The 23,847-nt window shown below is 69.1% G+C and carries 25 protein-coding genes and 2 pseudogenes; 15 read left to right on the plus strand and 12 right to left on the minus strand.

What is annotated here, in order from left to right; translation table 11 throughout:
* Window positions 1–506: 506 nt before the first annotated feature.
* The 3 genes and pseudogenes from ACFYX0_RS40665 to ACFYX0_RS40675 all read left to right on the plus strand — a co-directional run bounded on the left by ACFYX0_RS40665 (window position 507) and on the right by ACFYX0_RS40675 (window position 3,972).
* A complete protein-coding gene (locus ACFYX0_RS40665) occupies window positions 507–938 on the plus strand; it encodes a cupin domain-containing protein (protein WP_388979056.1) in 432 nt (143 codons plus the stop codon).
* A 535-nt stretch (window positions 939–1,473) separates the two neighbouring features.
* Window positions 1,474–2,830: pseudogene (locus ACFYX0_RS40670) on the plus strand (NAD(P)/FAD-dependent oxidoreductase).
* Window positions 2,831–3,036: 206 nt separating this feature from the next.
* A complete protein-coding gene (locus ACFYX0_RS40675) occupies window positions 3,037–3,972 on the plus strand; it encodes a sigma-70 family RNA polymerase sigma factor (protein ID WP_388979115.1) in 936 nt (311 codons plus the stop codon).
* A gap of 29 nt (window positions 3,973–4,001) precedes the next feature.
* Here ACFYX0_RS40675 and ACFYX0_RS40680 read toward each other — a convergent pair whose 3' ends face one another.
* The gene (locus ACFYX0_RS40680) at window positions 4,002–4,895 is read right to left on the minus strand and encodes an RNA polymerase subunit sigma (RefSeq protein ID WP_388979059.1); all 894 of its coding nucleotides are present in this window, start codon (window positions 4,893–4,895) and stop codon (window positions 4,002–4,004) included.
* Between the two features lie 239 nt (window positions 4,896–5,134).
* Here ACFYX0_RS40680 and ACFYX0_RS40685 point away from each other — a divergent pair, with 239 nt between their 5' ends.
* On the plus strand, window positions 5,135–5,395 hold the full coding sequence (locus tag ACFYX0_RS40685; protein ID WP_388979118.1) for a WhiB family transcriptional regulator: 261 nt from the start codon (window positions 5,135–5,137) through the stop codon (window positions 5,393–5,395).
* 235 nt (window positions 5,396–5,630) lie between these two features.
* Here the strand turns inward: ACFYX0_RS40685 and ACFYX0_RS40690 are convergent, their stop codons facing one another.
* The 5 genes and pseudogenes from ACFYX0_RS40690 to ACFYX0_RS40710 form a co-directional block, all read right to left on the minus strand.
* Entirely contained in the window at window positions 5,631–6,134 is a 504-nt protein-coding gene (locus ACFYX0_RS40690; RefSeq protein WP_388979062.1) for a YceI family protein, read from the minus strand.
* A gap of 181 nt (window positions 6,135–6,315) precedes the next feature.
* Window positions 6,316–7,062 carry an SDR family oxidoreductase gene (locus ACFYX0_RS40695; protein ID WP_388979065.1) on the minus strand — a complete coding sequence of 249 codons (747 nt, stop codon included), beginning with the start codon at window positions 7,060–7,062 and terminating at the stop codon, window positions 6,316–6,318.
* A 118-nt stretch (window positions 7,063–7,180) separates the two neighbouring features.
* Window positions 7,181–8,047, minus strand: a complete 867-nt coding sequence (locus ACFYX0_RS40700) for an FAD-binding protein (RefSeq protein ID WP_388979067.1) — start codon at window positions 8,045–8,047, stop codon at window positions 7,181–7,183.
* Window positions 7,954–8,885, minus strand: a pseudogene (locus tag ACFYX0_RS40705) (FAD-dependent oxidoreductase). The gene ACFYX0_RS40700 and the pseudogene ACFYX0_RS40705 overlap by 94 nt, the downstream one beginning before the upstream one ends.
* Window positions 8,886–9,002: 117 nt before the next feature.
* Entirely contained in the window at window positions 9,003–9,494 is a 492-nt protein-coding gene (locus ACFYX0_RS40710; RefSeq protein ID WP_388979069.1) for an Ohr family peroxiredoxin, read from the minus strand.
* A 160-nt stretch (window positions 9,495–9,654) separates the two neighbouring features.
* Between ACFYX0_RS40710 and ACFYX0_RS40715 the strand changes: the two genes are divergently transcribed.
* From ACFYX0_RS40715 to ACFYX0_RS40730, 4 genes are all read left to right on the plus strand, one after another.
* The gene (locus ACFYX0_RS40715; protein ID WP_388979072.1) at window positions 9,655–10,203 is read left to right on the plus strand and encodes a GNAT family N-acetyltransferase; all 549 of its coding nucleotides are present in this window, start codon (window positions 9,655–9,657) and stop codon (window positions 10,201–10,203) included.
* Between the two features lie 197 nt (window positions 10,204–10,400).
* The gene (locus tag ACFYX0_RS40720) at window positions 10,401–10,844 is read left to right on the plus strand and encodes a cupin domain-containing protein (protein ID WP_388979075.1); all 444 of its coding nucleotides are present in this window, start codon (window positions 10,401–10,403) and stop codon (window positions 10,842–10,844) included.
* Between the two features lie 69 nt (window positions 10,845–10,913).
* A complete protein-coding gene (locus ACFYX0_RS40725; RefSeq protein ID WP_388979077.1) occupies window positions 10,914–11,534 on the plus strand; it encodes a DUF5134 domain-containing protein in 621 nt (206 codons plus the stop codon).
* Window positions 11,535–11,693: 159 nt separating this feature from the next.
* The gene (locus ACFYX0_RS40730) at window positions 11,694–12,167 is read left to right on the plus strand and encodes a carboxymuconolactone decarboxylase family protein (protein WP_388979080.1); all 474 of its coding nucleotides are present in this window, start codon (window positions 11,694–11,696) and stop codon (window positions 12,165–12,167) included.
* A 342-nt stretch (window positions 12,168–12,509) separates the two neighbouring features.
* Here the strand turns inward: ACFYX0_RS40730 and ACFYX0_RS40735 are convergent, their stop codons facing one another.
* Window positions 12,510–13,175 carry a GntR family transcriptional regulator gene (locus ACFYX0_RS40735; protein WP_388979083.1) on the minus strand — a complete coding sequence of 222 codons (666 nt, stop codon included), beginning with the start codon at window positions 13,173–13,175 and terminating at the stop codon, window positions 12,510–12,512.
* A 95-nt stretch (window positions 13,176–13,270) separates the two neighbouring features.
* Here ACFYX0_RS40735 and glyA point away from each other — a divergent pair, with 95 nt between their 5' ends.
* The 5 genes from glyA to ACFYX0_RS40760 all read left to right on the plus strand — a co-directional run bounded on the left by glyA (window position 13,271) and on the right by ACFYX0_RS40760 (window position 19,637).
* Window positions 13,271–14,587, plus strand: coding sequence for a serine hydroxymethyltransferase (gene glyA, locus ACFYX0_RS40740; protein WP_388979086.1), 1,317 nt, complete (start codon window positions 13,271–13,273; stop codon window positions 14,585–14,587).
* Window positions 14,584–15,804, plus strand: a complete 1,221-nt coding sequence (locus ACFYX0_RS40745) for a sarcosine oxidase subunit beta family protein (RefSeq protein ID WP_388979089.1) — start codon at window positions 14,584–14,586, stop codon at window positions 15,802–15,804. The genes glyA and ACFYX0_RS40745 overlap by 4 nt, the downstream gene beginning before the upstream one ends.
* Window positions 15,805–15,827: 23 nt before the next feature.
* Window positions 15,828–16,124, plus strand: a complete 297-nt coding sequence (locus ACFYX0_RS40750; protein WP_388979091.1) for a sarcosine oxidase subunit delta — start codon at window positions 15,828–15,830, stop codon at window positions 16,122–16,124.
* Window positions 16,121–19,015: a sarcosine oxidase subunit alpha family protein gene (locus ACFYX0_RS40755; RefSeq protein WP_388979093.1), complete on the plus strand. Its 2,895-nt coding sequence runs from the start codon at window positions 16,121–16,123 to the stop codon at window positions 19,013–19,015. Before ACFYX0_RS40750 ends, ACFYX0_RS40755 begins: the two co-directional genes overlap by 4 nt.
* Window positions 19,016–19,085: 70 nt before the next feature.
* Window positions 19,086–19,637 (plus strand): sarcosine oxidase subunit gamma, encoded by a 552-nt coding sequence (locus ACFYX0_RS40760; protein ID WP_388979095.1) that lies wholly within the window; start codon window positions 19,086–19,088, stop codon window positions 19,635–19,637.
* Between the two features lie 43 nt (window positions 19,638–19,680).
* On the opposite strand, the gene ACFYX0_RS40765 is transcribed toward ACFYX0_RS40760, so the two are convergent.
* From ACFYX0_RS40765 to ACFYX0_RS40775, 3 genes are all read right to left on the minus strand, one after another.
* Complete coding sequence (locus ACFYX0_RS40765; protein WP_388979097.1) at window positions 19,681–19,938, minus strand: hypothetical protein; 258 nt, start codon at window positions 19,936–19,938, stop codon at window positions 19,681–19,683.
* Between the two features lie 232 nt (window positions 19,939–20,170).
* The gene (locus ACFYX0_RS40770; RefSeq protein WP_388979100.1) at window positions 20,171–20,653 is read right to left on the minus strand and encodes a DUF3618 domain-containing protein; all 483 of its coding nucleotides are present in this window, start codon (window positions 20,651–20,653) and stop codon (window positions 20,171–20,173) included.
* Window positions 20,650–21,021: a phage holin family protein gene (locus tag ACFYX0_RS40775; RefSeq protein WP_388979121.1), complete on the minus strand. Its 372-nt coding sequence runs from the start codon at window positions 21,019–21,021 to the stop codon at window positions 20,650–20,652. Before ACFYX0_RS40775 ends, ACFYX0_RS40770 begins: the two co-directional genes overlap by 4 nt.
* Window positions 21,022–21,348: 327 nt before the next feature.
* Between ACFYX0_RS40775 and ACFYX0_RS40780 the strand changes: the two genes are divergently transcribed.
* On the plus strand, window positions 21,349–21,504 hold the full coding sequence (locus ACFYX0_RS40780; RefSeq protein WP_388979103.1) for a DUF6131 family protein: 156 nt from the start codon (window positions 21,349–21,351) through the stop codon (window positions 21,502–21,504).
* Between the two features lie 116 nt (window positions 21,505–21,620).
* Here ACFYX0_RS40780 and ACFYX0_RS40785 read toward each other — a convergent pair whose 3' ends face one another.
* Both ACFYX0_RS40785 and ACFYX0_RS40790 read right to left on the minus strand, forming a co-directional pair.
* Window positions 21,621–22,685: a YihY/virulence factor BrkB family protein gene (locus tag ACFYX0_RS40785; RefSeq protein ID WP_388979106.1), complete on the minus strand. Its 1,065-nt coding sequence runs from the start codon at window positions 22,683–22,685 to the stop codon at window positions 21,621–21,623.
* 110 nt (window positions 22,686–22,795) lie between these two features.
* On the minus strand, window positions 22,796–22,990 hold the full coding sequence (locus ACFYX0_RS40790; protein ID WP_388979109.1) for a hypothetical protein: 195 nt from the start codon (window positions 22,988–22,990) through the stop codon (window positions 22,796–22,798).
* Between the two features lie 165 nt (window positions 22,991–23,155).
* Here ACFYX0_RS40790 and ACFYX0_RS40795 point away from each other — a divergent pair, with 165 nt between their 5' ends.
* On the plus strand, window positions 23,156–23,734 hold the full coding sequence (locus tag ACFYX0_RS40795) for a CorA family divalent cation transporter (protein ID WP_388979112.1): 579 nt from the start codon (window positions 23,156–23,158) through the stop codon (window positions 23,732–23,734).
* The last annotated feature ends 113 nt before the right edge of the window (window positions 23,735–23,847 follow it).

The following is a 23,847-nucleotide window of genomic DNA, read 5'->3' on the forward strand; positions in this document are numbered from 1 at the left end:
CCGGGAGGGCAGTCGTCAGGCGCGCGAAGCGCGTCAAGCCCGCTACCGCAAGGTAAGCAGGAATCTCCCGGCTTCAGCCGGGAGAGCACTTCAATGGCCCCTCGGACTCGCCCTCGCCTACGCCGCGACGGCGGCCGTCTCGTTCGTCGTTCCCGCAACCGCGGAGTCGGCACCCCGGTCCGGCCGTACATCCTCACCGGGATCGCCCTAGCTAGTCGGCCTGGCGACCGCCACCTCGTTGTGGAACTTCCGTCAGGGGATGACGCGACCCGGCGCCCCGGTCGACTTCTGGGGCCTGCACCACGGTGTGACGCGTTCCCTATGCACGGCCCCTGGGGGCCGTCCGGCAAGAGACGGGGCGGCCCCGGCACGCCCGTGAGAGTCAGCGGGCCCATGTGTGTCACAGATGTGGGGCATGCCCTGTCTTCACTGTGAAGCAGGTTCTGTGCGTCCGGACATGATCGTGTGTCCGGGCATGGTTACGGAGGTGTGCCACGGTGTTGGAGATGGATTCAGCGGGCGGAGCCCACGACCACGGGAGCCAGGACGGGGTCGGGCCCAGGATGTTGGCGGATGTGACGCCGCCGTTCATTCCGGAGGGTGCCTCGGGGATGACCGTAGTGGTCGAGTGGCCTCCCGGCCATCCCGGGACCCCTCCGCATCGGCACTCGGGGCCGTGTTTCGGCTATGTGATCGAGGGCGCGGTGCGGTTCGAACTCGAGGGGGAGCCGGAGCGTGTGATCAAGGCGGGTGAGCCGCTGTTCGAGCCGGGCGGTGACATGATCCACTATCAGAACGGCAATGCTCTGTCGGATGCGCCGACCAGGTTCGTGGTGACCATGCTCTGTGCGCCGGGCCAGCCGATGCTGACGCTGGTCGACGACGAGGAGCTGGAGCAGCGGGCGCACCTGCGTGCCCCGCGGCCGTCCGCCGACTGAGTCGCGGGCAGGAGAGGGGGAGGCGGAGCCGGGATCCCGGTCCGGTGCGGGCGTTGGGCGCGTGGCCGGAGAGCCGGAGGCCGGCTCCGCCTTCGGCGCGGCAGACCACTCCGCGCGGGACCGACCGTTCGGCCCGAACCCTCGCCTCACGAACGCGACGGACTCGCCCCTGTCCACCATTGGGCACTGACTGATGGTGGGGTGGGGCGCAAATGAGATCACCGGGGTCGATCGCCTGGTAATCCATGGGGCGGCGGTGCCGACGCTCGCGATTGTCGCCCGGGGGCTCACCGGCAGCCGAGTGTGCTTTCTCACTGCCTCACGGCGAAGGTTCGAAACTTCTTTGAACGAGCGACGCGGTGCGCCTGCGCCCCGGTCGGCCCATGGCCGGGGCCCAGGCGTTCGCACACTTGGCGCCGCCGCATCCAACTGCGCTCAGGCTGCCTGGCCTCTTCTGGTGGCGCGGTGAGCCGGTCTGTCACATCTGCCCGTCCTGCGCGGTCTAGTTGATGTTGGACAACCACCAGAGGGAATCATGCGCGAGATTCTGATCGTCGGCGGCGGCTACGCGGGCTTCTACACCGCATGGGGCCTTGAGAAGAAGCTGCGTCAAGGCGAAGCACGGATCACGGTCGTCGATCCGCGCCCCTACATGACCTATCAGCCCTTCCTGCCCGAGGTGACCGCCGGCTCGATCGAGGCACGTCACGCTGTTGTGTCGCTGCGGCGGCATCTGCGCCGTACCCGGCTGATCGCGGGCTTCGTGACCGAGACCCGGAACGCGCAGCGCACAGTGACCGTCCGCCCCGCGAACGGAGCCGAGTACGTGCTCCACTACGACGTCCTCGTGGTCACCGCCGGAGCCGTGACACGCACCTTCCCGATCCCGGGCCTCGCACGGCAGGCGATCGGCCTGAAGCATGTGGAGGAGGCGGTGGCAATCCGTGACCGGCTGATGACCGCGTTCGACCGGGCGGCGTCGCTGCCACCCGGTGGTGAGCGGCGCAAGCTGCTCACGGTCACGTTCGTGGGCGGCGGATTCTCCGGCGTCGAGGGCTTCGGTGAGCTGCTTTCGCTGGCGACCGCGATGCTCAAGTCGTATCCGGAGCTGAGCTTCGAGGACCTGTCCTTCCATCTGGTCGAGGCCCGGGGCCGCATCCTGCCCGAGGTGGGCGAGGAGCCGGGCGCCTGGGCGGTGCGCTCGCTGGAGCGCCGTGGCGCTCACGTCCACCTGAACACACAGTTGGTGTCCGCCGAGGACGGGCATGTCGTCCTCTCCGACGGAGAGGAGTTCGCCTCCGCGCTGATCGTCTGGACCGCCGGCAACGCCTCGAACCCGGTCGTGCACAACCACACGGATCTGCCGGTCGACGAGCGTGGCCTGATCATGGCGCGCTCGGATCTTCGCGTGGGCGCCGACAGTGAACCCCTGTCGGACGTGTGGGCTGCCGGCGACGACGCGTCCATTCCCGACCTGGCCTCGCCGGTGCCGGGCGCGCGTACGGTGCCGAATGCCCAGCACGCCGTGCGGCAGGGCAGGCGCCTCGCCAAGAACATCGGGGCGGACCTGCGCGGGAAGCGGGTCGGAGACTACCGCCACAGCAGTCTGGGAGTGGTGGTGGCGACGCTGGGGCTGGGACGGGGTATCTTCCAATACAAGAAGATCGTCATCAAGGGTCTTCCCGCCTGGCTGGTGCACCGGGGCTACCACGTACTGGCCGTGCCCACCTGGGAGCGCAAGATCCGCGTTCTGGTCGCCTGGCTCACCGCCGCCGTGTTCGGCCGGGATCTGGTCTCCCGCCTCTGTGCAGCACCCGCGGGACGCCTTCGTCACGGGCGGCGAGGCACAGGGCCTCGGTGTCCGCCGGGCGGGTGAGGAAACGGCCGCATGAGCTTTCTCGGCCCAGAACGCAGTAGGTCACCTACGAATGCAGGGCGCGGCACAGACCTCGGCCGGTTCGCTGATACGGATGCATGAGCGTGTGTCGATCTTCGGGCTTCCAGGTTTCGGCGACGCTGTTCTGCCTGTTCTGTCACGGGTAGGAGGCGGCCCCGGTCAATGAAGTAGATGCAGCGAAGCAACGGAGGCCAAAAGATCATGCATCTCGAACCATCCCCCACACCACGCGACGATCTTGACGAGGCTGTTTCTGTTTTTGTGCAGCACCGGAGGCGTCTTTTCGGGATCGCCTACCGCGTCCTCGGCAGCGTGGTCGAAGCCGAAGACGTGGTCCAGGAGGTGTGGCTGCGCTGGCAGAAGACCGACCGCTCGGTGGTGGCCAACCCGGCGGCCTTCCTGTCGAGCACCACGACCCGCTTGGCGATCAACGTGGCACAGTCGGCGCGCGTGCGGCGGGAGACCTATGTCGGACCGTGGCTGCCGGAGCCCATCGACACGAGCTCCGACCCGGAGGTGGGCGCGCAGCGTGCGGAGGCCCTGGAGCTGGCTCTGCTGCTGGTGCTGGAGAAGCTGACCCCCACCGAGCGCGCCGCATACGTCCTGCGCGAGGCGTTCGACTATTCCTACGCCGAGATCGCCGGGATCCTCGAACTCAGCCTCGTCAATGTGCGGAAGATCGTGAGCCGTGCTCGTCGGCATCTGCTGGACGAGCAGCGGGAGAACGTGGACGCAGCCGAGCACCGACGTCTCCTCGATGTCTTCGTCGCAGCAGCGCAAACAGGGGATGTGGCGGCGCTGGAGGCCCTTCTCGCCCCTGATTGCGTGAGTGTGGCCGATGGTAACGGCGTGCGCGGCTGCGCTCGGGTACCTGTGCTGGGTCGTTCCCGCGTGGCCAGGCTCTCGGCCTTCGGACTGTTCTGGCGGGGAGCGGAGGGCAGGCTGGTCGCCGCCAACGGCGGCACGGGAGCGGTGATCAGCCAGAACGGCCGCCCCATCGCTTTCATGACGTTTGCCGCCTCGAAGGATGGCATCTACAAGCTGATGTGGGTGATGAGCCCGAACAAGATCGCCGCGTTCCTCGACTCACGTTCCCGCTTCGCGACCGCCTCCGGACCTGCTCCGGACGGTGCGTGACTGCGGCGGCGTGACGACTTCCGCTGCTGTTACAGGCTCCGGCTTCGGTTCGAGCCCGGGCCGCCGTCTGTGTGGAGACGGGGATGGTTCCAGGACCGCAGCTTGTCGGGGTTGAGGGTGACCCAGACCTGGCCGACGTGCTCGTCGGCGACGTCGAGGCTGACGACGGCGGCGACCTGGTGGCCGTAGCGGGCGACCAGGCCGGTACGGCCGTTGACGGAGCGGGTGGTCAGGCCGGTGCGTGGGAGGCGGGCCAGGAGGGTCAGCAGGCTGTCGGCGACCGGCCGACTGCCGTGGACGGGCCCGGTCAGCGCTCGCACCTTGCCGCCACCGTCGAAGAACGCCGTGACGTCCGGCCACAACAGCGACGCCAGCAGTTCACCGTCCTGGGTGACGCATGCCCGGAAGACCGCGCCGGCAACGGCATCGTGCTGTTGCGGCGTCGTGGGCTGCGAACGCTGCACTCGCAGCCACCGCCTGGCCCGCTCTATGAGCTCGGCGACTTCCGGCTCCGTGCGGCCCACGGTGCCGGCGACCGTGCCGGGGGCCATCCCGAAGGCGCCCAGCACGAACGCCGCTCGCTCGGCGGGCGACAGCGACTCCAGCGCATTCAGTACGATCCGGCCGGCCTCCTCCTCCACGTCTGTCGGCCGCGTCCGGCACTCCTCCTCGTGCCAGGCCGCCCTCCGGCCGGGCAGCGCGAGCCGGCCCAGACAGATCCCGCCCGCGGTCCTCGCCAGCCATGCCCGGGGAACGGCGATCTGCCGGCGCGCCGCATCGGACAGCTCGTACCACCGGCGGTATGTCTCATCGACGGCGCTCTCCGCCGCGGCCAGGCTGCCCAGCATCCAGCAGGTGACATCCAGCAGAAACCGACGCTCCTCACACAACTCCGCGATCGGCAGCGCATCGGCCTGGTCCATACGGCATCCTCCCTCTCGCGCGGTCCTGCACGCACCAACGCCGTCGATGTCGGCTCAACCCGTTAGACCAGGAACTCGCGGAGCTTGTGACATCCCCCGGCGGCACGTGCCGTCGTACAGCGGCGTGTCATCAGCGTTCTCGACGCGTAATCCGGCTGCATGTCACAGATGCGGTGGTTGCCCCGTCTTATATGCAGACCCACTTCTTTCCCGTGACTGCCGAACGAGGTGACCATGCCATGCATTGGCGCGAGCGCGCAGAGTGCCTGCGCGTAGATCCCGATCTGTTCTTCCCCATATCAAACGGTGGACTGACGCTTCTGCAGATCGACAAGGCCAAGGCCGTGTGCGGCCGTTGTCCTGTCGTGGAGCAGTGCCTCGACTGGGCCGTGCGGACGGGACAGGCGGATGGGATCTGGGGGGGACTCACGGAAGGCGAACGCCGTGCGCTACGACAGGGCGGGACGACCTCCGCTCCGGGACCGACCTCGCCGTCGTGAACGACCGCATCGGGTCGCATCGTAGATCTGCCTGGGCGGCCGTCCGGGAAATGTCGGATGGCCATCCAGACGGTGAGGTCGCGGGCGATGCCGCCGATGTTGGTCGAAGTGGTGACCCCATGGTCGCGGCGACTGACATCGCGCCGGACGACTTCGTAGCCTCACTGGTCGAGGACGGTCACCGAGGCGGTCGCACGGCGAGCCCGGCGTCGAGCGGCTTGCGAGCGGGCTCGGGTCATCGACTCTCCCCGTGCCGTACGGCGCAGACGTCGAGGAAGAGCTTCACCTTGGTGCCAACGGCCGTTCCTGCGCAGCGGACACGTTGCTGTCCGTAGGTGTCCAGGCTCGTTCCGCCGAACTCGAGGTCGAGGTGAACAGGCACTTCGACGTCCTTGATCCGCAGGTGGCCCGCCATGCGGAACCGCCCATCCGCGCTGAGGACCTCGGTCGAGCGGAAGCTCATGAGCGGAAACGTCGCTGAATCGAGGAAATCCGGGCCGGTGACCTGTGCGTCCCGCTCCGGAACGCCCGTCTCCAGACTGCCGGTCTGGACACTGAAGTAGGCCTGCGACCGGGTGGGTCGGGATTCGTCGAGTTTCAGGAGTCCCTCGAAGGCGGTGAATGCGCCGCGTACCTCGGCCGTCATGGTGTTTCGGACGGACAAGCCGATCGTGCTCTGGGCCGGGTCGATGAGGTAGATACCGGTCGGCCCCCTGTAGGAAGAGGGCGGACGGAACATCGTGGTTCCCTTGCGATTGAACACGGCGAGCGGTACCTCGTGCGTGGATCCCAGACAGAGGCGAACCCCGGCCTGTGACGGCCGCGCAGGCGGAATCAGCGCTGAATCAACTGGAACGCCTCGTCGGCCGGAAAAGGGGCACGGGTGGCCCTCTCCAATCGGTGAGGACCACCCGAAGGTCTTACTTCTGCTGTGCGAGCCAGTCGGCGAACCTGGTCTCGGCGATGTGCGCACCCGGACCCGGCAGGAGTGTGGTCTCCTGCAGTTCGGCACCCCAGTACCGAGCCTGCGGGTCAGTGACGACGGTGCGGGGGTCGTTCTTGGCGGCGAGTCCCTCGCGGATGAGCTCATCGAGCGGGAACGCCTCGGGACCCGCGACCTCCACCACGCCGTTCACCGGGCTGCCGACCGTGGCGCGGCGGACGGCCGCGGCCACGTCGTCGGAGACGATGGGCTGGATCTTCACGGGCGCCAGCCGTACGGTGTCGCCCTCGGTGGCCGCGTCGGCGATCCCCTTCATGAACTCGAAGAACTGGGTGGCGTGGACGATGGAGTAGGGGATGCCGGACGCCTTGATCAGATCTTCCTGCACCTGCTTGGCGCGGAAGTAGCCGCTCTCCTGGAGGCGTCCGGTGCCGACCACGGACAGCGCCACGTGGTGTGCCACCCCGGCCTCGGCCTCCGCCTTCAGGAGGTTGGTGGTGGAGGCGCGGAAGAAGTCCATGACGGCCTGGTCCTCGAACGAGGGGGAGTTGGACACGTCGACCACGACCGTCGCGTCCTCCAGGACCTCGGCCAGCCCCTCGCCCGTCAACGTGTTCACCCCGGTGCTGGGCGCTGCCGCGACCGCCTCGTGCCCGTTCGCGCCGAGCCCGCCGACGACCTTCGAGCCGATGAGTCCGGTCCCACCGATCACTACGACCTTCATTACGGAATTCCTCTCGGGATGTTCCTCGTGCCTGCACTAGGAAAGACCGGACAGCGGCTCTGCGTGTGACACGCGATTCGTGACATGGGGGTGGTTTTCCGCTGCGGCCCGTGTAGGCCTATTCGGCCAGTTTCCCGTCGGTCGAGACGTCTTCCATAAGGGAGGAGATCTCGTCAGGGATGGCCGGAATGCTCTCGCGGGTGACGCCCGTCGCCGGGGACCACACGAGATTGACCTGCAGAGCGGGATCCTGTTCGGGATAGTCACTGCGGTTGTGGCAGCCACGGGTCTCACGGCGCTCCAGCGCGGATTCGAGGGTGGCCCGGGCCGCCAGCGCGGCGGACTTGAGATCGAAGGCGTGCGCGAGGTTCTGATAGCCGGCGATGTCCGGGTGCACGCCTACGTCCTCCATCCGCTTCTCGATCTCCTCCAGCTCGACCAGCCCGGCGCGCAGGCCTTCCTCGTCGCGTACGACTCCCGCGTGCTCGGTCATGGTGTTGCGAAGGGCGCGCTGGAGGGCACGCACGTTCTCCCGGCCGTCGGCCGTGAGGAGATCGTTGACCTCCGCCCGGGCCTGCGCGATCGCCGACGCAGACCGCGGCTGTGCGGTCAGGGACTGCGAGTGGGCGGCGGCCGCCTGGCCGGTGATACGGCCGAAGACCAGCAGCTCGATGAGACTGTTCCCACCGAGGCGATTGGCACCGTGCAGCCCACTCGACGCCTCGCCGATGGCGTAGAGGCCACGGACGTCGGTGCTGTGGTCCTCGGGACGCACCCACACCCCGCCCATCACATCGAGTAGTGCGCGGTGGGCGCGATCTCGATCGGCTCCCGGGTGATGTCCAGCATCTGTCAGATCGAGCAGGGTCTGGTACACACGGGGCAGCCGCGTCATGATCGTCTGCCGTGGCAGATGGGAGACGTCGAGCCAGACACCGCCCTTGGGGGTGCCCCGCCCTTCCTTGATCTCCGTGTAGGAGGCCAAGGCCCGCGGTCGCGAGTGGACAGCTCCATGCGGGCGGGGTCGTAGCGGGCCATGAACCGTTCCCCGAGCGAGTTGCGCAGGATCCCGCCCTCGCCCCGGGCCGCCTCGCTCACCAGTGTGCCGGCGGCGTTCTCCGGCTCGAGGATCCCGGAAGGATGGAACTGGATCAGCTCGGCGTCGCGGAGGCGGGCTCCGGCCTCCACCGCCAGGCGGAAGGAGTCGCCCGTGTTCTCGTCGCGCCGAGAGGAGGTCCTCCGCCAGATGCGGGTGTGGCCGCCCGCGGCGAGGATCACGGCGTCGGCGTGGATCAGGTAGCGCGTTCCGTCGGTGAGGCCGAAGCCGTAGGCACCGAGGACGGCGCCGTCGTGCACCAGGAGCCGGGTGATGTAGACGCTGTCGAGTACGGGGATGTCGAGCTGTTCCGCGCGGCGGACGAGTGTGCGCTGGATCTCCAGACCGGTGTAGTCGCCGGCGAAAGCTGTCCGCCGGAACTTGTGCGCGCCGAAGAAGCGCTGGGAGATGCGGCCGTCCTCTTCCCTGGCGAAGGCCATGCCGTAGCGCTCCAGGTCGTCGGTTCCTTGGGCGGCGCCCTGAGTGACGATTTCGACGGTACGAGGGTCGGCCAGCAGGTAGCTCTCCTTGAGCGTGTCGGCTGCGTGCTGCTGCCAGTGTCCTCGGGATCCATGGTGGCCAGGGCCGCGTTGATGCCTCCGGCCGCGAGTGCCGTATGGGCGTCGTCCTTGGGACGTTTGCCGACGGCCAGGACGTCGACACCGGACTCGGCCAGTTCGATCGCCGCTCGCAGCCCGGCGCCTCCGGTGCCGATCACCAGCACCATGGTGGCAAGACGCTGTTCTGTGATGGCCACGGTTCACTCCGATCGCCGGGATGGTCATTCACTACGACCGAACGGTCGCGTGATCTGTGACACGCCGGCACGGACACCGCCGTGAGGCTAGGAAGCGAGCGTGATGGTGGTCGGCGTTCCCTGCCAGGCCATTTTCACGTAGGGGCAGAGCGAATCGGCCTGTGTGAGGAGCGGGGTGGCGATCTCTCGGGCGATGTTCGGCCACCTGACCACCAGGTCGACGTGCAGCAAGTAGCCGCCGTCTTCCGGGTCCCGTCCGAACGCCACGGTTGTCTCGACGGAGATCGCGGTGGGATCGAGTGCGGCCTGCCGCGCCACGAGGCTCAGCGCTCCGTGGAAGCAGGCCGCGAACCCGGCGGCGAACAACTGCTCGGGATTCGTACCCCGACCGTCGCCTCCCAGCTCGGCAGGGGTACGGAGGTCGAGGTCGAGGACTCCGTCGTCCGAGCGAGCCCTCCCCGAGGCCCGCCCGTGTGCCCCTGCACCGCCGGTCACCGTCACCGTCGTGGTGTACAGGGGAGTGACGGACTCTCCGTCGAAGTCCTTCTCGGTGGACAGGTCAGGCGGCTGAATCGGCATGTGAGCGCACCTCTGCGTCTTGGCGTCGCGGACTCCGGTCGCCTGGTAGACCGGAGAGTCCTCTCACTTGTGACGGCCCGGAGCGGCGTCCGAACAGCCCCCCGCCGGGACATGCAGAAACCGTGTGCGAGCCACCCGTAGAAGTCCCTACCCTCCGCACATGGATCTTCGCGAAGAACTTCCGAGCGACAGACAGGCCGTGCGGGATGTTCACCTGCGGGCGTTCGGTGACCATGGCCTTGTCGTGGCCGACCTGGTCGACACCCTGCGGGACACCGTCACACCCGAGGACGGTCTCTCGCTGGTGGCCGAGCACGACAGACAGGTCGTCGGCCATGTCATGTTCACCCGCAGCCTGCTCGACGCCCCTCGGCGGCTGGTTGACGTGCGAGTCCTCAGCCCGTTGGCCGTGCTGCCCGAGCTCCACAAGCGCGGTATCGGTTCGGCCCTGGTCCGACACGGACTGGGGATCCTCGCCGAGCGAGCCGTTCCCCTCGTCTTCCTGGAGGGCGACCCGGGCTACTACTCGCGTTTCGGCTTCGCGCCCGGTGGTGGCCTGGGCTTCCGGAAGCCGTCCCTGCGTATCCCGGACGGTGCGTTCCAGGCCATCAGACTCCCGGAGCACGAGCCGTGGATGACGGGGACACTGGTCTACGCGGAGCCGTTCTGGCGGCATGACGCAGTCGGACTCCGTGACCCCAACGCATAGTGACGCGAATCGCGATCGTGCTCGACAACCACTCCGCGCACCTGACCACGAAGAAGGAACTCCCGCGTCGGCGGCCGGACCGCAGCCGACAACGTCGACCTCACCTATACGCCTACCGATGCCGCCCCTGATGTCACAGATGCGCCGCGCACTTGGTCATCACTGACAAGGAGTTTGACTCATGGAGGTGTAACACGATGCCGAACAAGGACTCGGTTCAAGGGGCCGTCGAGCAGCCGCGGTCGGAGGGGTGGAAGACGGCGGCGAAGATGCTGCAGGACGCCGCACCGATCTCCGTGCCCGAGGGTGCCTCGGCGATGACCATTGAGGTCGAGTGGGAGCCCGGGGACCCTGGAACTCCGCCCCACCGCCACTCGGGCCCGGCGTTCGGATACGTCGTCGAGGGCGCGGTCCGCTTCGAGCTGGAGGGCGAGCCCGAGCGCGTGATCGAGGCCGGCGGGACCTTCTGGGAGCCGGGCGGCAATGTGATCCACTACCAGGACGGCAACGCGCTGGCTGATGCGCGCACCCGGTTCGTCGTGACCATGATGTGCGCGCCGGGCCAGCCGATGCTCACGCTGGTCGACGAGGAGGAACTGGAGAAGCGGGCCCACCTGCGCGCCCCGCGGCCCACCGATTGACCTGCCCCCGGCGCGCACGAGCTGGAGCGCGACGGGCCTCGTCCGCTCCGGGGGAGGGGGCGAAGAGGCATGAGTGCCGCTGACGTCGTGCACTGGATGCTGACGGCCCTGTTCACGGCCGGGGCTGTGCACGCGCTGCGCGATGGCGTTCTGGCGCGAAGTTCCGGGTGGCGCAGCCGAGTGGACCATGTCCTCGACATCGCCATGGCTCTGGTCATGGCGGTGATGCCGTGGACCTCGGGACACATGCTGCCGGAGCTGCCGCAGACGGTCTTCTTCGCCGCTGCCGCGCTGTGGTTCCCGCTGACCGCGTTCCGGCGCGCTCAGGATTCCAGACTGGTCGACATCGCACGGAGGTCGCCACACGCGGCCGGCATGGCCGCGATGGCCTGGATGACGTACCTGACGGCGGGTCCGTCGCACGAGACGTTGGCGGAGGGCATTTCGTCGGCCCACCACACCGCGCATGTCGGTCACTCCACGGCGGCGGAGGGCGGCGAGCTGGTCACCGGTGTGCTGGCGCTGTACCTCCTCGCGTGTGCTCTTCGTTCGCTGACCCATGACATGCCCACGCTGCGCGGAGCTTCGGGCACCGTGAACGCCACCACCAGTATGTGCGGGCCCTACAACCACTTCTGGCACGGATCGATGTCCCTGGGCACAGCCGTCATGCTGCTCATGCACTGCTGACTGCCGCCCGCGGACCTCGATATGCGGCGTCATCAGGTCGCGGATCGCGGTGCGCGCGATGACATCGCGACGGTAACCCACATCACACAGCTTTCGGTGTCACACGTTGCCGGGCTGCCCGGTCAATGGTGTGTCACAACAACTCGGTTAGGAGATCCCATGGATGCGCGTGTCAACTTCTACGGCAACCCCCTCGGCGCCAAGGTCGTGAAGCACCTCTACTCGGCCAGCAAGGCGTTGGTGGACTCGACGTTGCCGGCCACCATTCAGCATCTGGTGGAGATTCGTGCCAGCCAGATCAACGGCTGCGGCTTCTGCACCGACATGCACACCAAGGAGGCGGCCCACGTCGGGGAGACCTCGCTGCGGCTCAACCTGATCGCCGCCTGGCGGGAGGCGACGGTCTTCACCGAGGCCGAGCGCGCCGCGCTGGAGCTGGCCGAGCAGGGTACCCGGGTCGCGGACGCGGGCGAGGGGGTCTCCGACGAGGCCTGGGCCAACGCCACCAAGTACTTCGACGAGGACCAGCTCGTTGCGCTGGCCTCCCTGATCGCGATCATCAACAGCTACAACCGCATCAACATCATCATCAAGCAGCCGGCCGGTAGCTACCAGGTGGGCCAGTTCAGCTGAACCGGGATCGGCCGGCCCCGGGTGAATCGACTGATCCGTGGGGCGGCTGTGCCGGTTGATTACTTAGCGGCGTGGTACATGTCATCCAGCGGGTTCGCCGACATCGGTGGGCCCGCTGGATGCATTCGGCCCATATCGAACTGGAAGTCATTGCAGCCCAGCCCACGAGCCCGGCGAGGTCTTGGCTGCGTGCGCTACATGATCGCCCAGCTGCCCGAGGACGACGTCGCTCCGCACTTGTGGGCCACACTGGCGGGCAGGCCCCGGCTGCACCGGGATGCTCTGCGGGCGCCGCGCACTGACTCCTCCTCAGCGCCCGGGAGTCTGCGGTCGACCGCGGCTTCAGATGGCCTCGCGAACGGCCCGTTCGAAGCCCTCGACGTGGCTACGAGCGAGCCGTGCCGCCTTCTCGGGGTGACCGGCGACGATCGCCTCGATCAGCGGTCCGTGCTCCCCGACATGACCGGCCATGTCGGAGAGACGGTCGACGAACAGACACCAGATGCGGGTGGCCAGGTTGTCGTGGCGGATCAGGGTGTCTTCCAGATACGGGTTGTGCGTGGCGGCGTAGATGGCGCGGTGGACCTGAAGGTCCAGGTGCATGAGGTCGACGGCGTCCTGGCGCCGGGGATCCGCGGCCGCCAGCTGCCGCCGTAGCGCTCTCAGGGCCGTCCGGTCGGTGGCCGTGGCGCGCCGGGCGGCCTGGGCGGCGGCGAGGGGCTCCAGCTCCTGGCGCACCTCGGAGATATGGGCCAGGTCGGTGATGTTGACGTCGGTGGCGAAGGTTCCGCGTCGGGGGTAGGTCGTGATCAGACGCTCGTACTGGAGTCGCTTGAGGGCCTCGCGCACCGGTGTGCGTCCCACGCCGAGGGCCTGCGCCAGCTGTTCCTCGTTGATCGGCGCGCCGGGGCGGATCTCGAGCATGACGAGCCGGTCGCGAATGGCGCGGTAGGCGCGCTCCGCGAGGGACAGCTCCTCACCCGTGAGGTCCGTCGCCGCCTGCTCCATGAAAGCCCCCTTGACCTGTCCGGCGAGCTCCCATACCGTACCGCACAGTCTGATATATCAGTTGCGCATTAGCTGGCTCCCAGGATGGTGCACAGATGGCAACGAACCAGCCGCTGACCACGCTCGCCTCCGCCCTCTCCCTCCCGCTCGCCGAACTCGACCCGGACGTCGCCGCCGCCGTGGACGCCGAACTGCACCGCCAGCAGTCCACGCTCGAGATGATCGCCTCGGAGAACTTCGCTCCCGCCGCGGTGATGGAGGCCCAGGGCTCGGTACTGACCAACAAGTACGCCGAGGGCTACCCGGGACGCCGCTACTACGGCGGCTGCGAACACGTCGATGTCATCGAACAGCTGGCCATCACCCGGGTGAAGGAACTGTTCGGCGCCGAGGCCGCGAACGTGCAGTCGCACTCCGGCGCCCAGGCCAACGCGGCCGCGATGTTCGCGCTGCTGAATCCCGGCGACACGATCCTCGGCCTCGACCTGGCGCACGGCGGTCACCTCACCCACGGCATGCGCATCAACTACTCCGGCAAGCTCTACAACGTCGTGCCATACCACGTGCGCGAGTCCGACATGCGCATCGACATGGACGAGGTCGAACAGCTCGCCCTCGCCCACCGCCCCAAGATGATCGTCGCGGGCTGGTCGGCGTACCCCCGCCGACTGGACTTCGCCGCGTTCCGGCGGATCGCCGACGAGGTGGGCGCCTACCTGATGGTGGACATGGCCCACTTTGCCGGGCTGGTGGCCGCGGGCCTGCACCCCAGTCCGGTGCCGTACGCCGACGTCGTCACGACCACCACGCACAAGACCCTCGGCGGCCCGCGCGGCGGGGTGATCCTCAGCCGTGCCGACCTGGCCAAGAAGATCAACTCCGCGGTGTTCCCGGGCCAGCAGGGCGGCCCGCTGGAGCATGTCATCGCGGCGAAGGCGGTGGCCTTCAAGGTGGCGGCGAGCGAGGAGTTCAAGGAGCGCCAGCAGCGCACCCTGGACGGCGCCCGTATCCTCGCCGGCCGACTGCTGGCCGACGACGTGGCCGAGGCCGGGATCACGGTGCTGACCGGCGGCACCGAGGTCCATCTCGTCCTCGTCGACCTGCGCGACTCCGCGCTCGACGGGAAGCAGGCCGAGGACCGGCTGCACCGCATCGGCATCACCGTCAACCGCAACGCGGTGCCGTTCGACCCCCGCCCGCCCATGGTCTCCTCAGGGCTACGGATCGGAACCCCGGCCCTGGCCACCCGGGGCTTCGGCGAGGCGGAGTTCCGGGAGGTCGCCGACACCGTCGCCCAGGCCCTGCAGGACGAGCAGTTCGGTGACGAGCATGCCGACCTGCTGCGCGGCCGGGTGGAGAAGCTCGCCGCCGCGTTCCCCCTCTATCCTCACCTGAGCGGAGGCGCGGCATGACGACCGAGCCGCTGCCGGAGCACCCGGACTTCCTCTGGCGCAACCCCGAGCCGCGCTCGTCGTACGACGTCGTCATCGTCGGCGCGGGAGGCCACGGCCTCGCCACCGCCTACTACCTCGCCAGGAACCACGGCATCACCAACGTCGCCGTTCTGGAGAAGGGCTGGCTGGCCGGCGGCAACATGGCACGCAACACCACGATCATCCGCTCCAACTACCTGTGGGACGAGAGCGCGGCGATCTACGAGCACGCGCTCAAGCTGTGGGAAGGGCTCCCGGAAGAGCTGGACTACGATTTCCTGTTCAGCCAGCGCGGCGTCCTCAACCTCGCGCACACCCTCCAGGACGTCCGTGAGGGAGTGCGCCGCGTCAACGCCAACCGCCTCAACGGAGTCGACGCCCAGTGGCTGGAGCCGGACGAGGTCGCCAAGGTCTGCCCGATCCTCAACGTCTCGCCCCGCACGCGCTACCCGGTCCTCGGCGGCACCTTCCAGCCGCGGGCCGGCATCGCCAAGCACGACCACGTCGCCTGGGCGCTCGCTCGCCGGGCCGACGAGCTGGGCGTGGACCTGATCCAGGGCTGCGAGGTCACCGGCTTCCTCAAGGACGGCGACCGGGTCGTCGGCGTGGACACCAACCGGGGCCGCATCCTCGCCGGCCGGGTCGGCCTCGCGGCCGCCGGGCACAGCAGCGTGCTGGCACACCTGGCGGGCTTCCGGCTCCCGGTGCAGTCCCATCCGCTCCAGGCGCTGGTCTCCGAGCTGCACGAGCCGGTGCACCCCACGGTGGTGATGTCGAACCACGTACACGTGTACGTCTCCCAGGCACACAAGGGCGAGCTGGTGATGGGCGCGGGCATCGACGCCTACAACGGCTACGGGCAGCGCGGCTCCTTCCATGTGATCGAGCAGCAGATGGCCGCCGCCGTCGAGCTGTTCCCCGTCTTCGCCCGGGCGCATGTGCTGCGGACCTGGGGTGGCATCGTCGACGTCACCCCGGACGCGTCCCCGATCATCGGCGCCACTCCGGTCGAGAACCTCTACGTCAACTGCGGTTGGGGCACCGGTGGGTTCAAGGCCACGCCGGCCGCCGGCTGGACCTTCGCGCACACCATAGCCACGGGCGAGCCGCATCCGCTGAACGCCCCCTTCGCCCTCGACCGCTTCGCGACGGGCGCACTGATCGACGAACACGGCGCAGCAGCCGTGGCCCACTGAGAGCCTCTGGAGAGAAGGACGCCGTGCTGCTGATCACCTGCCCCTGGTGCGGTCCACGGGACGAGACCGAGTACCACTACGGCGGCCAGGCCCACGTGCCCTACCCCGAGAACCCGGGGGACCTCACCGACGAGCAGTGGGCCGAGTACGTCTTCTACCGCGACAACCCCAAGGGTCCCTTCGCCGAGCGCTGGGCGCACAGCACCGGCTGCCGGCGCTGGTTCAACGTCCTGCGCGACACCGTCACCAACGAGGTGCTCGCCGTCTACCGGCTCGACGAACCCCGCCCCGAACTGCCCCAGGCCGGAGGGAACCGATGACCAACCAGCACTTCCGGCTGCGGCAGGGGGGCCGTGTCGACCGCGGCACCGTGCTGCGGTTCACCGTCGACGGACGGGAACTGACCGGGCACCCCGGAGACACCGTCGCCTCGGCGATGCTGGCGAACGGGCTCGTCGGGGCGGCCTCCTCGTTCTACCGCGGCCGCCCGCGCGGCATCGTCGCCGCGGGTGTCGAGGAACCCAACGCGCTGTTGCAGCTCGACGGCCCGTGCTCGGAGGGCATGCTGCCGGCCACGACCGTGGAGCTGTACGACGGCCTGACCGCGACGACCCTGTCCGGCATGGGACGGCTCGACCCGGCCCCCGATCCCGCCGTCTACGACAAGAAGTACGTCCACACAGACGTTCTGATCGTCGGCGCCGGACCGGCCGGGCTCGCGGCCGCCGCCGCAGCAGCCGGGTCCGGCGCCCGAGTGACCCTCGTCGACGACCAGCCCGAGCCCGGCGGCTCGCTGCTCTCCGGGCGCACCGAGACGGTCGGGTCGCAGACCGCCCTGGAGTGGGTGGCCGACGTGCGCGCGGCGCTCGAGGCCGCCCCCGAGGCCGTCGTCCTGCACCGCACCACGGCGTTCGGGTCGTACGACGACAACTATGTGCTCGCCTTGCAGCGGCGTACCGACCATCTCGGAGCCGACGCCCCCGGCCCGTCAGAAGGCGTCTCGCGTCAGCGGCTGTGGCACATACGGGCCCGCCAGGTCGTCCTGGCGACCGGCGCGCACGAGCGTCCCCTGGTCTTCGCCGGCAACGACCGTCCCGGGGTGATGCTGGCGGCAGCCGTGCGCTCGTACCTCAACCGGTACGCCGTGGCTCCGGGCTCGCGGGCCGTGGTGAGCACGACCAACGACAGCGCCTACGACACGGTCGCCGACCTGCACGCCGTCGGGATCGACGTCGTCGCCGCAGTGGACGCGCGCCCCGAACTGTCCCACCGCGCCGCCGAGGCGGCCGCCGCGACCGGGGTGCGGGTGCTGACCGGCAGCACGGTGGTCGACACCGCGGGCGAAGGCCGGCTCACCGGCGTCACGGTCCAGGCCCTCGACGAGAACGGTCAACTCGCCGGTGAACCGGAGTCGTTCGACTGCGACCTGCTCGCCGTTTCGGGCGGATGGAGCCCGGTGGTGCACCTGCACAGCCAGCGCCAGGGCCGGCTGCGCTGGGACGAGGACCTGGTCGCCTTCGTGCCCGACCGCCCCGTTCGGGACCAGCAGATCGTGGGGGCGGCGGGCGGGACGTACGACCTCGACGGCTGTCTGGCCGAGGGGGCGCGGGCCGGTGCGCGAGCCGCGACGGACGCCGGGTTCCCGGTTCCCGTGCCGTCGTCCGCTGCCGCACGGCCCGGAGCGGGCCCGATGCGTGCCCTGTGGCTGGTACCCGGCCCCGGCGGCGAACCCGGCGGCTGGGACACCCACTTCGTCGACCTGCAGCGCGACGTCACCGTCGCCGACGTCTGGCGCTCCACCGGAGCCGGCATGCGCGGCGTCGAGCACGTCAAGCGCTACACCTCGCTCGGCACGGCGAACGACCAGGGCAAGACGTCCGGCGTCAATGCGATCGGTGTGATCGCCCAGGCCCTCGGCGGGGGAGCGTCCCCCGGGGAGATCGGCACCACGGCCTACCGGGCGCCGTACACACCGGTCGCCTTCGCCGCTCTGGCCGGGCGCGAGCGCGGCGAACTGTTCGACCCGGAGCGTACGACCTCCATCCACAGCTGGCACGTCGCTCAAGGGGCGGTGTTCGAGGACGTCGGGCAGTGGAAGCGCCCTTGGTACTACCCCCGGCCCGGTGAGGACATGGACACGGCCGTGGCCCGCGAGTGCCGAGCTGCCCGTGAGGGGGTGGCGTTCATGGACGCCTCCACTCTCGGCAAGATCGAGATCTGGGGCTCGGACGCAGGGGAGTTCCTCAACCGCATCTACACGAACGCCTTCAAGAAGCTCAAGCCCGGTCTCGCCCGCTACGGCGTGATGTGCAAGCCGGACGGCATGATCTTCGACGACGGTGTGACGCTGCGCCTCGACGACAACCGCTACTTCATGACCACCACGACCGGCGGCGCCGCCGCGGTCCTGGACTGGCTGGAAGAGTGGCTGCAGACCGAGTGGCCCGAGCTCGACGTCCACTGCACCTCGGTGACCGAACAGTGGGCGACGATGGCCGTCGTCGGCCCCCGGTCGCGCCAGGTGGTCGCCGAACTCGCGCCCGAACTCGACCTGTCCGCCGAGGCGTTCCCCTTCATGGCCTTCCGCGAGACCACCCTGGCCTCCGGTGTCCCGGCCCGCATCTGCCGGATCTCCTTCTCCGGCGAACTCGCCTATGAGATCAACGTCTCCGCGTGGTACGGCCCGGCCGTCTGGCAGCAGGTCCACGAGGCCGGACAGCCGTACGACATCACCCCGTACGGAACCGAGACCATGCACGTCCTGCGGGCCGAGAAGGGTTACATCATCGTCGGCCAGGACACCGACGGTACCGTCACTCCCCAGGACGCGGGCATGTCCTGGGTGGTCTCGAAACAGAAGGACTTCATCGGCAAACGGTCCTACTCCCGCGTCGACACCGCCCGCACCGACCGCAAGCAACTGGTCGGCCTGCTCCCGACCGATCGCAGGACCCGACTGCGCGAGGGCACCCAGCTCGTCGCGCCGGACGTACCTCTCACCCCCGAAGCCGGACCGGTGCCGATGCTCGGCCACGTCACCTCCAGCTACCACAGCCAGGCCCTCGGACGCCCCTTCGCCCTCGCCCTCGTCGCCGACGGACGGGCAAGGATCGGCGAGACCCTGCTCGCCCCGGTGGGCGAAGGCCTCGTACCCGTCGAGGTGACCGACTTCGTCCTCTACGACCCCGAAGGGACCAAGCGTGATGGCTGAGTCGATGATCGATGCAGGCGCCGGCCCCGTGGCCCTGCGCACCAGTCCCCTGGCACATCTTGAGGAGCGCATGCGCACCGCCGCAGTCACCGGCGTTCGCGGTGTCACACTGACCGAGCGGCCGTTCGTCACCATGGTGAACCTGCGCGTCGACCCCGCCTCCGAAGGGACCGGCCGTATCGAGAAGACCCTGGGGGCACCGCTCCCTCGCCAGTGCGGCCGGACCACCGCATCCGCCTCCCACACGCTCTTCTGGCTCGGCCCGGACGAGTGGCTCGTGCTGTCCCGGGCCGATGGGGCCACTGTGGCCGCCGAGTTGCGGGAGGCACTCGGCCAAGCACAGGGCTCGGTCGTGGACGTCTCGGCCCATCGCACCACACTCGAACTGAGCGGCCCGGCCGCCCGGCAGGTGCTGGAGAAGGGCTGCCCGCTGGACCTGCACCCCCGGGCCTTCGGTCCCGGCCGGGAAGTGTCGACCACGGTGGGGCCCGTCCCGGTGCTGCTCTGGCAGATCGACGACACGCCGACGTACCGGCTGTTCACACGCTCCTCGTTCGCGGACTATCTGGCGCGCTGGCTCATGGACGCCATGAGCGAGTACCGGTGTCCGGAGGTGCCCTGACGCGGCTCAGCGCGCTCGATCAACGACCGTGTCCGCGAGCGGGTCACTCGGGTGGGTCGGCTCGCGTCCGGAGCTGCTGCCAGCAGCGCTGGACGTGCTGTTCAGCCTCGCGCACGGCGGCGGAGGAGGCATCCGAGCGTACGGCCTTGTCGGCGCCGGATGGGACGCGATGGCGTGGAGGGCGGGCAGCGCGGGCGACGTGTCCTCGGCGGCCCTGGTGGAGGACCGCTGCGCGGGCGATCAGGATCGCGGCGATGACTGCCGCGGCTGTGAGCGCGGCAGCCGCATGCTGATCAGACATGGCTGTGAGGGTCCTTCGTGCGGGTCGGGTCGCAAGGTGGGAGGCCGGTCTCCACGCCGTACCGACCATCCCACCTCCTGGGGCCGCGTCAGCCGGGTCAAGTGCCGTCAGGCGGCGGTGGCGGCTCGGTCGACGGCCGCCCTGACCGCGGCGAAGATCGCACCTTGCAGCGTCGCGGCGAGCAGTTGCCTCAGGCTCACGCCGGGAGCGATCTCCGCCGCGTTCACTCGGCTCACTCCTTCCGGCGCCGCCAGGCCAGCCATACCAGGACAGTCGCCCCGGCTGCCGCCAGCAACAGTTCGCGGTTGCCACGCGCCAGTTGCGCCCCCTCGGCTGCCTTCTGGCGCACCGGCTCGGGCGCTTTCTCCCCCCACACCTGACCGGCCTGGGCCGCCTTCGCCCGGGCCTGCCCTGCCGCCTGGGCCGCTTTGTCCTTGACCGGTTCGGGCAGCCTGTCCTGCGCGTGGTGTGCCAGAGCGGCGGCCTTTGCCTTCAGTTCCCCGGCCCTGAGGGCGGCTTGCTCCTTCAGTTCATCGGCCTTCGCCACAGCCTGTTCCCTGACCTCGGCGGCCTTCTCCTGGGCGCGCGCCTTGACGTCGGTCTTGGCCGCCAGCGCCTCGACAGTCTGCCCCAGCTCGGTCCGGGTGAGTTCGACCTGCTCGCGCAGTTCCTGGGGGCTGGAGGCGGTGGGTTCGTCGTGGGACGGCTGGGTCATCGGTGCACACTCTCCTTGATCTCGGCCACGTCGGCCTTCACGTTCTCGACGGTCTGCTCGGGTGTGGGTGGCGCGGCTCGGTCGACCTGCTGCTTTCCACTCATGGCCAGCACCGCGGCGAGCACACCCAGCACCGCAGTGACGATCAGCGCCGCCGCCCACACCGGCAACGGCACCGCCAGCGCGGCGATCGCGGTGGCGACCAGTGCCTGCAGCACCAGGAAGCCGACGACGCCGGCGCCGCCGAACAGGCCACCGCCCTTGCCGTAGTGCTTGCTCTTCTGTGTCATCTCCGCCTGCGCCAGCTTCAGCTCACCTCGCACCAGCTCCGTCAGCTGCTGCGAGGCTCGCTGCACCAACTCGCTCACCGGCGCCTGACCGGAGCGGTCCGCGCTGTGATCGGATCCGGCAGAGTGCTGCTGCCTGCCCGACACGGCGGTCACCTCCCGTTCCTCTGAGTCCCTGCAAGCCGGGCTGCGACCTGCGCCCGACCGTCCGACGGGCGCGCGGGTACCCCGAACGGGCGAGTTCACGGCAGGGGCTGCGGCCCGCTTTCAGCACGGAGGGTTTTGAGCGGGCCGGCTGCCGCATACGCCCACGTCAGGCCTACGAGCCGGGGTAGCAGATGCCGGCACTTCCCTTACCGGGCGGTGCGGTCCATAGTGAAAGCAGTACTACTGCAGCAGGAGGGGATCATGTTCCTCCTTGGCATCATCCTGCTCATCGTGGGATTCGTCACCGGGCTATCGATCTTGTGGACGATCGGGATCATTCTGGCCGCCATCGGCATGGTTCTGTGGATCATGGGCTCTCTGGGGCACGCAGTCGCCGGCCACCGCCACTACTGGTGATCCGCCACCGCGGCCCTGCGCGGTCCTCCGCGCGCCGCCGCACCCAGCCCTGCGCTGCGTCCGGCCGCCTACGGGATCAAGCACGCAACTGATACCCAAGACCATCGGCTGGCGGGTCACACCTCGTCCAGGCGACGCCGGTCCTCCTCGTCCCACTTCCGCGTGTCGCGGGGCTGGGTGTAGAGCTCGGTGTCGGGCGGCAGGCCGCCCGCGATGGCTCGCTGACGTACGGTCTCCGCGTCGAACTCCAGGCCCAGCAGGACCGCCAGGTTGGTGATCCACAGCCACACGAGGAAGACGATGACGCCGCCCATGGTGCCGTAGGTTCTGTTGTACGAGGCGAAGTTCGCGACGTAGAACGCGAAGGCGCCGGAGGCGATCATCCAGATCACGACAGCAAGGAAGCTGCCCGGGGTGATCCACCGAAAGCCCTTCACCCTGGCGTTCGGGCTCGCCCAGCACAGAATCGCGATCATGAGGGTGACCAGGACCACCAGGACGGGCCACTTGGCGATCGACCACACCGTCAGCCCTGTGTCCCCGATGCCCAGCGCGGTACCGGCCTGGCGGGCCAGGCCGCCGGTGAACACCACGGTCAGCGCGCTGACCACGGACAGCACCATCAGCACGACCGTGACGCCGACCCGCACCGGCAGGATCTTCCATACAGGGCGGCCCTCAGGCATGTCGTAGACCGTGTTCGCCGCTCGCATGAACGCGGCCACGTAGCCGGAGGCCGACCACACCGCCAGCGCAATGCCGACGATCGCCATGACGGAGCCGATGCCGGCGTTGCTCTGCAGCTGCTCCACGGCCCGGGTGATGATGTTCCTGGCCGAGCCGGGAGCAAGCTTCTGAATGTTGGCCAGCACCTTGTCGCTCGCCGACTTGCCGGTGACACCCAGCAGTGACACGAGCACCAGAATCGCCGGGAACAGCGACAACACCCCGTAGTACGTCAGGGCCGCCGCGCGGTCGGTCAGCTCATCGTCCTTGAACTCCCGCAGGGCGCCCTTCAACACGGCACCCCAGGCCCGCTTGGGCAACTTCGTCGGCGCGTCCGGGGCCCGACGCTCCACGTCGGGCCCGGGCCCGACCTCCTCGGGCGTCGGCACCTCGGGTGCCTGGGCCTCGTCGCCGCCGGGGTGCTTGTTCCGCCCTGGAAGATGCAGCCTCGCCATGGCCTCCGGGTAACCCTCAAGGGCCCGCCTACGCCACCGAGGACGCGCGGTGTGCGCAGTGGACACCCTCGCGGTGGACAGCCCGGCGATCAGCTGTCCTGCCGACGTCATCAGGCCGCGTCGAGGTGCCGCGAGGGGCGATCAGCCGGATCACGCGGCCGACTCGTGCTGTGGACCAGACGCAGATGACGACGCCGGGCGTGGCGCGCCCCCCGCGGGCTGCCCCGCAGCCGGTCCTCGATGCGGTCCATTCCGTAGAGCAGTAGGCCCAGCAAAGGCAACAGCAACACAGCGACGGCGATCACGGTGCAGATCCCTCCGGTCGGCAACACCTGGCCGGGTTCCCCAGGCCCTGGCCGGCAGTCCCCTCGTGTGAAGGTCTCGTGACCACCGGGCGTGGGCAGTGCACGTGGGCGGGCCTTTGCACTCCAGGAAGCATGGAATGCGATGCCTGAAGCATCCGGAGAGGCATGGAGTGTGTGATCTACCAGGAGCAGACGGGTGAGTGCGAGCACATCGACTGCGGGGAGGCGGACGGGGGATGCCAGGTCGCCCTGGACCGTCTGGCTGTGCTGAAACCGGATGAGTTCGCCTGGATCCGTGTGGCCGAACCCCGCCAGGAGGAACTGCAGCGGCTGGGGGAGTACCTCAAACTCCACCCCCTGGCCGTCGAGGACGCGGTCCAGGCCCACCAGCGACCGAAGCAGGAGCGCTACGGCGACGTGCTGGCACTCGCGGTGAAGACACTGTGGTTCGTCGAGCAGACCGCGGATGTGGAAACCGGCGAAGTTATGATCTTCCTCGGTCCGTCCTTCGCGCTGACCGTACGGCACGGGGCGAACGATCCCACCGAGGAAGCAGCGCGCCGGCTCGCGGAGCAGCCGCACATGGCACAGCTCGGGCCGGTCAGCGTCCTGCACGTGGTGACCGATGTGATCGTCGACGCCTACGCCCAGGCCGCCGCCCAAGTACGGACGGACCTGACCGAGCTGGAACAGTGCGTCTTCTCACCCGCCCGCGACGACCTGACCGAGCAGATCTACCTCTGATCTTGGCCAGTGCTCCGCCCTTCAGGGCGGGGGTGAAGGCCATCCTTGGGTCGGAGGCGCGGAGCGCCGGAGTGCTCTGCGCCTCCGGGGTGACGGTCAGACGGGGCGCTGCT

Origin of the sequence: Streptomyces sp. NPDC002573 (genome assembly GCF_042889625.1) — a bacterium.
GTDB lineage: Bacteria > Actinomycetota > Actinomycetes > Streptomycetales > Streptomycetaceae > Streptomyces > Streptomyces gibsoniae.